We start from the raw sequence: 10,059 nt of genomic DNA, 5'->3' as shown, positions 1-10,059 counted from the left end.
GCTCCCCGCGCTGGGCGGCGCCGGCGGCAACCCGGGCCTGATGGGGACCCACGGCGCGGTCGGCCACTTCGGCAGCGGGGTGCCGCTGGACAAACCGGCCTTCTGGGACACCAGCTACGGGCCGATCACGGTGACCGGGCCCTGGCTCACCGACAGCGACGGCCGGGTCGTGATCATGCACGGCACCAACGAGGTCTACAAGAACGCGCCGTACACCCCGGAAGCCGGCGGGTTCGCCGAGGCCGACGCGGCGTATCTGGCCGCGCACGGCGTCAACATGGTGCGAGTCGGCGTGCTCTGGGCCGGGGTGGAACCGCAACCCGGCGTCTACGACTACAACTACCTGGCCTCGATCGAACGGACGGTGCAGCTGCTGGCCCGGTACAACATCGTCAGCCTGCTCGACATGCACCAAGACGTCTACTCCGACTCCATCGACGGCGGTTTCGACGGCGCGCCGGCGTGGGCCACCGACACCGGCGGCCTGCCCGAGATCAATGTGGGCTTCCCGTGGAACTACGTGGTCAGCCCCGCGGTGAACCATGCCTGGGATGCGTTCTGGAACAACGGAACCGTCGCCGACGGCGTCAAGCTGCAGAACAGCTATGCCCGGATGTGGGAGGTCGTCGCCGAGTACTTCGCCGGCAACGGCAACGTCGCCGGCTACGAGATCATGAACGAGCCGTGGGCCGGAACCCAGTGGCTGGGCACGGTTTTGGGCAACCCGTTCTTCGACTCCCAATACCTGACCGCGTTCTACAACCAAGTGGACGCCGCGATCCGCGCCGTGGACCCGCACACCCCGGTGTACTTCGAACCCAACACGCTGACCGGCAACCTGCCGCTGCCCACCCAGCTGGGCACGGTGGACGACCCGAACACCGTCTACGCATTCCACGACTACTGCACGTCGACGGCGCTCTTCGGCGACACCGCCTTCGGCTGCGGGCTGTGGGAACAGCTCATCCAGGGCGACGCAGCGTCCTACGCCGCCAAGCACAACATTCCCGCGATGATCACCGAGTTCGGCAACACCGGCAACATCCAGAGCATCACCGACACCCTCGACGAGGCGAACACGCGCGGATTCGGCTGGCTGTTCTGGGAGTACGGCCTGTCGCGCGCGAACTCCGGCGAACCCGACGCCGACGGCATCGCCTCGGGCGTCATGGCCACGCTGGCGCAGGCGTACCCGCAGGTGGTCGCCGGCATCCCGGGCTCGTGGTCGGTGACCGACGGCGCCCTGCAGTTCAGCTACTCGACCGAGATGGCCGACGGCAGTGGCAGTTTCGCCGCGGGCTCGCAGACCACCATCTGGGTGCCGTCCACCGACTACCAGGTCACGGTCACCGGCGGTGAGGTCGTCTCGCTGGCCGGCGCCCACCAGCTGGTGATCGCCTCAGACGCCGGAGCGAGCACCGTGACCGTCACGGTGACGCCGGCGCGGTCTTAATACGGAAACTGTGTGTCCGGCCCGACACGCGTTTCCGAACCGGAACTGCGCACACTCAGCCGAGTTCGCAGACTTGCAAATCCGGCCGCACCTCGCCGATCCGGCGGTAGTCGCGGTCGTGATGCACGACGCCGGCACCGTGGTGCAGCGCAGTCTCGGCGAGGAACAACTCGGGCAGCGGCGTTCGACGCCACATCCCGTGGTGATGAGCCAGGTCGCGCTGCAGGCGGCGGACCCGATCGAATCGCATCGCTGCGACGGCAGGCCGACCAAAGCGAGTGGGCTGGGCGATGTCTCAGACATCGCCCAGCCCACTGTGCAGATCGGAAGGAGTTACTCCGGCTGGCAGAGGTTGTCGAGCACGTCGATCTGACCGCGCAGCTGGTCGCGCAGGGGCTGCTGCACCGAGTCGTCCGGCGAGTGCCCGGCCAGGTAGTTGATGCTCAGCGCCTCCAGCGTGTCGGCCATGTCGCCGACGGCCTTGGACAGGTCATCCGGGGTGGCCGGATTGGCCTCCAGGCGCTGGTGCAGGAACGCACCGCCGGCGAACAGCGACAGCCGGGCGTTGGTGCCGACCGCCAGGTCACCGGCCAGGTCGCCGGGCACCGGGTTCTGCAGGTTGGTGTTGAACTGGGTGCCTTGGCGCACCACGGCCTGCGCGGCGCAGATCTTGCCCTTGGCTTCCTGGCGCTGATCGCCGGAGAACTTCTGGCCCGTTGACGGGTAGAACCAGCCGAAGACGGCCAACACGATGGCGAGCACCGACAACGCGAGAGCGGCGATCGTGGGCACCGACAGGCCCTGGGATGAAGTGGAAGATTTCGGAAAACCCGCGGTCTTGGGCTTGGCGGGCTTGGCCGAAGAGGCGGAATCTGTGGGGGGAGTCTCAGGCATTGCGCGATCGTAACGGTAGTCATCCGATTAGTCACGCGGAACCGGTTTGCGGGCGCGTTGGCGGTACCCTCATCTGCGATGTTGAGCACCGAGTTGCAGACGACCACGCGGCGGCTGACGGGTTGGGGCCGCACCGCGCCGAGCGTGGCGCAGGTGCTGTCCACCCCGGACGTCGAGATCATCGCCAAAGCCGTGGCGCGCGCATCCGATCACGGATCCCTCGCAAACCGGCGCGGCGTGATCGCCCGCGGCCTGGGTCGCTCCTACGGCGACAACGCCCAGAACGGCGGCGGCCTGGTCGTCGACATGACCGCGCTGAACCGGATCCACTCGATCTCCGCCGATGACGGCGTCGTCGACGTCGACGGCGGCGTCAGCCTGGACCAGTTGATGAAGGCCGCCTTGCCGTTCGGCCTGTGGGTACCGGTGCTGCCGGGCACCCGCCAGGTCACCATCGGCGGCGCGATCGCCTGCGACATCCATGGCAAGAATCACCACAGTGAGGGCAGTTTTGGCAACCATGTGGTGTCCATGGAGTTGCTGACCGCCGACGGTTCCGTGCGGCATCTGACTCCGGACGGCCCCGAGGCCGAGTTGTTCTGGGCCACCGTCGGCGGCAACGGGCTGACCGGCATCATCGTGCGCGCCGTCATCGCGATGACCCCCACCGAAACCGCGTACTTCATCAACGACGGCGACAACACCACCACCCTTGAAGAGACCATCGCCTTCCACAGCGACGGCAGCGAGGCCGACTACACCTACTCCTCGGCCTGGTTCGACGCCGTCAGTGCGCCGCCGAAGCTCGGCAGGGCGGCCATCACCCGGGGCCGGTTGGCGCGGCGCGACGAGCTGCCCAGGAAGCTGGCCCGCGACCCGCTGAAATTCGACGCCCCGCAGCTGATGACGGTGCCCGACATCTTCCCGAACGGGCTGATGAACAAGCTGTCGGCCAGCGTGATCGGCGAGCTGTACTACCGGCGCGGCGGGCACTACCGGGGCAAGGTGCAGAACCTGACGCAGTTCTACCACCCGCTGGACCTGCTGGGGGAATGGAATCGGGCCTACGGCACGGCGGGTTTCGCCCAGTACCAGTTCCTGGTTCCCACCGAGGCGGTCGAGGAGTTCAAGGCGATCATCCGCGACATCCAGGCCAGCGGGCACTCGTCGGCGCTGAACGTGTTCAAACTGTTCGGGCCCGGCAACCAGGCGCCGCTGAGCTTCCCGATGGCCGGCTGGAACGTCGCCATGGACTTCCCGATGCGGCCCGGGGTCGATGAGTTCCTCAACGGGCTGGACCGCCGGGTGATGGAGTTCGGCGGCCGGCTCTACACCGCCAAGGATTCCCGCACCACCGCGGAGAATTTCCACGCCATGTACCCGCGCATCGACGAGTGGATTGCGGTGCGCCGCAAGGTCGACCCCGACGGGGTCTTCGCCTCCGACATGGCCCGACGTTTGGAGCTGCTGTAGATGGTGCTTGACGCCACCGGAAATCCCCAGTCCATTCTGCTGCTGGGCGGTACGTCCGAGATCGGGCTGGCGATCTGCGCGCGCTACCTGCGCCACGCCTCGGCCAGCGTGGTGCTGGCCTGCCTGCCGGGCGACCCCGGCCGCGACGACGCCGTGGCTCAGATGGAGGCCGCCGGCGCCAAGTCGGTGCGGGTGATCGACTTCGACGCCCTCGACACCGCGAGCCACCCGGCGATGATCGAGTCGGCCTTCAGCGACGGCGATATCGACGTCGCCATCGTGGCGTTCGGCATGGACGCCGACGCCGAGGAGCTCTGGCACAACCAGGCCAAGGCCGTGCAGGTCGCCGGGGTCAACTACACCGCAGCGGTTTCGGTCGGGGTGCTGCTCGCGAACAAGATGGGCGCCCAGGGCTTCGGGCAGATCATCGCGATGAGCTCGGTGGCCGGCGAGCGGGTGCGCCGCACCAACTTCGTCTACGGCTCCACCAAGGCCGGGCTCGACGGTTTCTACCTCGGCCTGGGCGAGGCGCTGCGCGACGACGGGGTTCGGGTGCTGGTGATCCGGCCCGGCCAGGTGCGGACCCGGTTCTCCGCGCACGTCAAGGAGGCCCCGCTGACCGTCGACAAGGAGGACGTCGCCGAGCTGGCGGTCACCGCGGCCGCCAAGGGCAAGGAAATCGTCTGGGCGCCAGGGGCATTCCGCTACGTCATGATGGTGCTGCGCCACGTCCCGCGGGCGATCTTCCGCCGGCTGCCCATCTAGCCGATGAGCCGCGCCGGTCTCGTGCGTCACACACGTCACGCGGGGGAAGGTTTCGGTGAGTTGCCCACCTTCGCGCGACAACGGTCGTCGCTCCGAGGCGGGCAGTCGACCTCTATCTCTCCGGGTGACAGTTGGGACTGGTGGTGGCCGTGCGTAACGCGCTGAACACGGTGGCCCAGATGATCCTGGCCGGCCTCATCGCCGTCGTCGTCGCCGTGGTCGCCCTGGTGGCGATCGCCCGGGTCGAGTGGCCGGCGTACCCGTCGTCGAACCAACTGCACGCGCTGACCACCGTCGGGCAGGTCGGTTGCCTGGCCGCGTTGACCGGCGCCGGCTTGCTATGGCGGCGGGGCCGGCGGGCCCTGGCGTGGCTGGCGGCGGTCGTGTTCACCAGCGCCTTCTCGGTGGTGACGCTGGCGATGCCGCTGGGCGCCACCAAGCTGTATCTGTTCGGGATCTCAGTGGACCAGCAGTTCCGCACCGAATACCTGACCCGGATGACCGACAGTCCCGCGCTTGCCGATATGACCTACCTGGGCCTGCCGTCGTTCTATCCGCCGGGCTGGTTCTGGCTGGGCGGCCGGGCCGCGGCGCTGACCGGGATCCCGGGCTGGGAGATGTACAAGCCGTGGGCGATCACCTCGATGGCCGTGGCGGTCGCGGTCGCGCTGGTGCTGTGGAACAAGCTGATCCGCTTCGAGTACGCGCTGATCGCCACCATCGCCGGCGCCGCGGTGACGCTGGCCTACAGCTCCCCGGAGCCCTATGCGGCGATGATCACCGTGTTGCTGCCGCCGGTGCTGATCCTGGCCTGGTCGGGCCTGCGCGCCGGGGCCCGGCCTGGCGCCGACTCCCCCGACGCCTCACCCGCCGAGGCGCAATCTGACGACCGACACGCCGGCGAATCCGTCGCAGGATTGCGTCTCGCGGCAAACCAGCGCCGGGGCTGGGGCGCCGGCGGGCGGACGGGCTGGGGAGCCATCGTCGGCACCGGCGTCTTCCTCGGTTTCGCCGCCACCTTCTACACCCTCCTGGTGGCCTACAGCGCGTTCACCGTGACGCTGATGGCGCTACTGCTGGCGGCATCGCGCCTGCGCGACGGCCTCAAGGCGGCGCTGAGCCCGCTGGTCCGGCTGCTGGTGATCGGTGTGGTCGCACTGGCCATCGCGGCGATCACCTGGACGCCGTACCTGCTGGCCACGCTGCATCACCCGGTCAGCGACACCGGCAGCGCCCGGCACTACCTGCCCGGTGACGGCGCCGAGTTGAGCTTCCCGATGCTGCAGTTCACCCTGCTCGGCGCGCTGTGCCTGCTGGGCACCGGGTGGCTGGTGGTCAAAGCCCGCAGCTCCACTCGGGCGGGTGCGCTGGCGATCGGCGTCGTGGCCGTCTACCTGTGGTCGCTGCTGTCGATGCTGTCGACGCTCGCCCGCACCACACTGCTCAGCTTCCGGCTGCAGCCGACGCTGACGGTGCTGCTGGCCACCGCCGGGGTGTTCGGCTTCGTCGAGGGCGCCCGGGCGCTCGGTCAAGCCGGCACTGGTTGGCACCGGGTGGTGTACCCGGTGGCCACGGCCGTCGGGCTGGCCGGGGCGCTGGCGTTCACCCAGGACATCCCCGAGGTGCTGCGCCCCGACATCACCGTGGCCTACACCGACACCGACGGTCACGGCCAGCGCGGCGACCGGCGCCCGCCCGGTGCGGCGAAGTACTACGAAGCGGTTGACGCTGCCATCACCAAGGCCACCGGCAAGGCGCGCGACGAGATCGTGGTGCTCACCGCCGACTACAGCTTCCTGTCCTTCTACCCCTACTGGGGCTTCCAGGGTCTGACGAGCCACTACGCCAACCCGCTGGCGCAGTTCTCCGCGCGCGCCGCCGCGATCGAGTCATGGTCGAAGCTGGAGACCTCGGCGCAGTTCACCCGCGCCCTCGACGACCTGCCGTGGCCGGCGCCGACGGTGTTTCTGCTGCGGCCCGGTGCCGGGGACAGCTACACGTTGCGGCTGGCCAAGGACGTCTATCCCAACCACCCCAACGTGAAGCGCTACACCGTGGAACTGGATGCGGCGCTGTTCGACGGCCCGGCGTTCCAGGTGGAGAAGATCGGGCCGTTCGTGCTGGCCGTGCGGCGGCGGTGAACCGGCGTCACCGCGGGCCCGCGATGCGCTCGGCCACCTCGGCGGCGACCGCCAACGTGCGGCGGTCGGTGGCGGCCGCATAACGATCGGCCTCAGGGTCATAACGGGCCCCGGCGATCGACCCGTGATCGGCGGACAACTCGTCCAACTCCACCGGCCACCCGTGGTGCGCCAGGGCTGCGGCGAACTCGCGGCTCGCCGTCACCGGAACAACGTCGTCCGCTGTGCCGTGCAGCAACGTGATCGGGCAGCGCCGGCCGCCCGGCAGCGCGGCGACCGGCTCGGTGCCGCTGATCGGATCGGGAACCAGGAACGCGCCGGCCAGACACACCACGTGGGAGAAGCGGACGTCGAACCGGTCGGCGTGAATCGCCAGCCCGGCCGCCGCGAGGCCGCCCATCGACCACCCCACCAGGATCAGGCCGTCAGCGTCGTCGGCCCGTTCCCGCGCGAACTGCACCGAGCGCAGCAGATCTGCGCGCCCGCCGTCGTCGTGGTGGGAATTCCAGTCGGGCACCACCACGTGCACGCCGTGGGCCGCCACCAGGTCGGCGAGCGGCCGCAGCGCCGTGCGGGCGTCGGGCTGTTTGCCGTGCCACAGCAGTGCGGTTGCCCGGGAAGGCTCACCGAACAAATCGGCCGACCGGCCGGGGGCGTACTCAACAGTGTCCATAGCCCCAAGTCTGCCCGGCTAGACACACCACGCGGGGCCGCAAAGCACCCCGATAGCATCTAGGTCCGTGACCGATACGCGCGCCGACTTCCGGATTGCTCGGGCCGTCGCCGTCGTCGCCGGCGTACTGGGCACCCTGCTGGCGATTCTCACCCCGCTGTTGCCGGTCAACCAGACCACCGCGGAACTCAACTGGCCGCAGAACGGCGTCCTGACCAGCGTGCAAGCCCCGCTGATCAGCTACGTGGCCACCGATCTGGATATCAACGTGCCGTGCCAGGCCGCGGCGGGCCTGACCAAAACCGACACCGTGCTGTTGTCCACGGTGCCCAAGCAGGCGCCCAAGGCCGTCGACCGCGGGCTGCTCATCGAACGCGTCAACGACGACCTGGTCCTGGTGGTGCGCAACGTGCCGGTGGTGGTGGCGCCGCTGTCGCAGGTGCTCGGCCCGGACTGCCAGAAGCTGACGTTCACCGCACACGCCGACCGCGTCACCGCCGAGTTCGTCGGCCTCAAGCACGGCCCCAATGCCGAGCACCCCGGTTCGCCGCTGACCGGCACCCGCAGCGGCTATGACTTCCGGCCGCAGATCGTCGGCGTCTACACCGACCTGTCCGGGCCGGCGCCGGCCGGACTGGAATTCACCGCTACCGTCGACACCCGCTTCTCCAGCGCGCCGACCCCGCTGAAGCTGGCCGCGATGCTCCTCGGGGTGGCGCTGACGGTCATCGCGCTGATCGCCCTGCACGTGCTGGACACCGCCGACGGCACCCGGCACCGCCGGTTCCTGCCGGCCCGCTGGTGGTCGATGTCGCCGCTGGACACGCTGGTCACCCTGGTACTGGTGTGGTGGCACTTCGTCGGGGCCAACACCAGCGACGACGGCTACATCCTGACCATGGCGCGCATCTCCGAGCACGCCGGCTACATGGCCAACTTCTACCGCTGGTTCGGCACCCCGGAGGCGCCGTTCGGCTGGTACTACGACCTGCTGGCGGTGTGGGCGCACGTGTCCACCTCCAGCATCTGGATGCGGCTGCCCACCCTGGCCATGGCGCTGGCCTGCTGGTGGCTGATCAGCCGTGAGGTGATCCCCCGGCTGGGGCATGCCGTCAAACACAGCACCGCGGCGGCCTGGACCGCGGCCGGCATGTTCCTGGCGTTCTGGCTGCCGCTGAACAACGGCTTGCGCCCGGAGCCGATCATCGCGCTGGGCATCCTGGCGACCTGGTGCTCGGTGGAACGGGCGGTGGCCACCAGCCGGCTGCTGCCATTGGCGGTCGCCTGCATCATCGGCGCGCTGACGCTGTTCTCCGGGCCGACCGGGATCGCCTCCATCGGTGCTCTGTTGGTGGCGATCGGGCCGCTGCGCACCATCTTGCACCGGCGCTCGGCGCAGTTCGGGCTGGCGCCGCTGCTGGCGCCCATCGCCGCCGCGATCAGCATCACCGCGATCGTGATCTTCCGCGACCAGACGCTGGCCGGCGAGATCGAGGCCAGCACGCTGAAGTCCGCGGTCGGCCCCAGCCTGGCCTGGTTCGAGGAGCACGTCCGCTACGAGCGGCTGTTCCTGGCGACCCCGGACGGTTCGGTGGCCCGGCGGTTCCCGGTGCTGGCGCTGGGCGTCGCGCTGGCGGTGAGCGTGGCGATGGCGTTGCGCAAGGGCCGGATTCCCGGCACCGCGGCCGGCCCGAGCCGGCGCATCATCGGGATCACCATCATCTCGTTCATCGCGATGATGTTCACCCCCACCAAGTGGACGCATCACTTCGGCGTGTTCGCCGGGCTGGCCGGTTCGCTGGGCGCGCTGGCCGCGGTCGCGGTGGGCGCCGCGGCGATGCACTCACGGCGCAACCGGACGCTGTTCACCGCGCTGGTGCTCTTCATCACCGCACTGTCGTTCGCCAGCGTCAACGGCTGGTGGTACGTCTCCAACTTCGGGGTGCCGTGGTCGAATGCGTTCCCCAAGTGGCATCTGGCGTTCGCCACCATGGGGGTGGGGCTGACCGTACTGGCGCTGCTGGTGGCGGCCTGGTTCCACTTCTTCAACGGCGAGGATCGCCCGCCGCGTTTCACGGCGCTGTCCGGCTACCCGCTGGCGATCGCCTGCTGGGTGCTGGTCGTCTTCCAAGTGGTGTCGCTGACGGTGTCGATGCTCGGCCAGTACCCGGCGTGGACGGTGGGCCGGTCCAACCTGGCCGCCATTCCCGTGCTGGGCACCGGCAACACGTGCGGGCTGGCCGATGACGTACTGGTGGAGCAGGACCCCAACGCCGGGATGCTTGAGCCGGTCGACACGCCGGTCGCCGAAGCGCTGGGTGCGACGTTCTCGGCCGGGTTCGCGCCCAACGGGATTCCCGCCGACGTCTCCGCCGACCAGGTGATCGGGCCGCCCGGGTTGGGCCGGCTGGCCGACGACGACGCGCAGACCGGCGCCGAGAGCAGCGGTGAAGCCGGTACCGAGGGTGGCACCACCTCCCGCGAGGGCATCAACGGCTCACGGGCCCGGCTGCCCTACAAGCTGGACCCGGCCCGGGTCCCGGTGCTGGGCAGCTGGCGTCCCGGGGTACAGGTGCCCGCCCAACTGCGCTCGGCCTGGTACCGGCTGCCCGCCGACCGGGCCGAGGCCGGACCGGGGTGGTGTAGCGGTCACGCGGCAG

General features: G+C 69.5%; 7 protein-coding genes and 1 pseudogene. 5 read left to right on the top strand and 3 right to left on the bottom strand.

Features of this window, described 5'->3' with window-relative positions:
- A partial coding sequence (locus DQP56_RS19730; RefSeq protein ID WP_112688331.1) for a cellulase family glycosylhydrolase occupies positions 1–1,453 on the top strand: 1,453 nt, incomplete at its 5' end.
- Between the two features lie 55 nt (positions 1,454–1,508).
- Here DQP56_RS19730 and DQP56_RS19725 read toward each other — a convergent pair.
- Both DQP56_RS19725 and DQP56_RS19720 read right to left on the bottom strand, forming a co-directional pair.
- Positions 1,509–1,697 (bottom strand): annotated as a pseudogene (locus DQP56_RS19725) (PIN domain-containing protein); the annotation flags it as partial.
- An 89-nt stretch (positions 1,698–1,786) separates the two neighbouring features.
- Positions 1,787–2,347, bottom strand: a complete 561-nt coding sequence (locus DQP56_RS19720) for a hypothetical protein (RefSeq protein WP_234825742.1) — start codon at positions 2,345–2,347, stop codon at positions 1,787–1,789.
- Between the two features lie 78 nt (positions 2,348–2,425).
- Here DQP56_RS19720 and dprE1 point away from each other — a divergent pair, with 78 nt between their 5' ends.
- The 3 genes from dprE1 (at position 2,426) to DQP56_RS19705 (ending at position 6,726) form a co-directional block, all read left to right on the top strand.
- Positions 2,426–3,820: a decaprenylphosphoryl-beta-D-ribose oxidase gene (dprE1, locus tag DQP56_RS19715; protein WP_112688325.1), complete on the top strand. Its 1,395-nt coding sequence runs from the start codon at positions 2,426–2,428 to the stop codon at positions 3,818–3,820.
- Positions 3,821–4,585 (top strand): decaprenylphospho-beta-D-erythro-pentofuranosid-2-ulose 2-reductase, encoded by a 765-nt coding sequence (dprE2, locus tag DQP56_RS19710; protein ID WP_112688322.1) that lies wholly within the window; start codon positions 3,821–3,823, stop codon positions 4,583–4,585.
- Between the two features lie 179 nt (positions 4,586–4,764).
- Complete coding sequence (locus tag DQP56_RS19705; RefSeq protein WP_234825743.1) at positions 4,765–6,726, top strand: galactan 5-O-arabinofuranosyltransferase; 1,962 nt, start codon at positions 4,765–4,767, stop codon at positions 6,724–6,726.
- Between the two features lie 7 nt (positions 6,727–6,733).
- Here the strand turns inward: DQP56_RS19705 and DQP56_RS19700 are convergent, their stop codons facing one another.
- A complete protein-coding gene (locus DQP56_RS19700) occupies positions 6,734–7,399 on the bottom strand; it encodes an alpha/beta hydrolase (RefSeq protein ID WP_112688320.1) in 666 nt (221 codons plus the stop codon).
- 52 nt (positions 7,400–7,451) lie between these two features.
- On the opposite strand from DQP56_RS19700, the gene DQP56_RS19695 reads away from it, so the two are divergent.
- The coding region (locus DQP56_RS19695) for an arabinosyltransferase domain-containing protein (RefSeq protein WP_133258980.1) at positions 7,452–10,059 on the top strand (2,608 nt) is incomplete at its 3' end.

Source organism: Mycolicibacter senuensis, from assembly GCF_003284925.1.
GTDB classification, from domain to species: Bacteria; Actinomycetota; Actinomycetes; order Mycobacteriales; family Mycobacteriaceae; genus Mycobacterium; species Mycobacterium algericum_A.
This window is presented reverse-complemented; position numbering and strand designations above follow the sequence as displayed.

Bases quoted from the DNA above. Each gene is read 5' to 3' on its own strand.
- DQP56_RS19705 (WP_234825743.1), top strand. From the start codon at position 4,765: ATGATCCTGGCCGGCCTCATCGCCGTCGTCGTCGCCGTGGTCGCCCTG.
- DQP56_RS19700 (WP_112688320.1), bottom strand. From the start codon at position 7,399: ATGGACACTGTTGAGTACGCCCCCGGCCGGTCGGCCGATTTGTTCGGT.
- DQP56_RS19720 (WP_234825742.1), bottom strand. From the start codon at position 2,347: ATGCCTGAGACTCCCCCCACAGATTCCGCCTCTTCGGCCAAGCCCGCC.
- dprE1 (WP_112688325.1), top strand. From the start codon at position 2,426: ATGTTGAGCACCGAGTTGCAGACGACCACGCGGCGGCTGACGGGTTGG.
- dprE2 (WP_112688322.1), top strand. From the start codon at position 3,821: ATGGTGCTTGACGCCACCGGAAATCCCCAGTCCATTCTGCTGCTGGGC.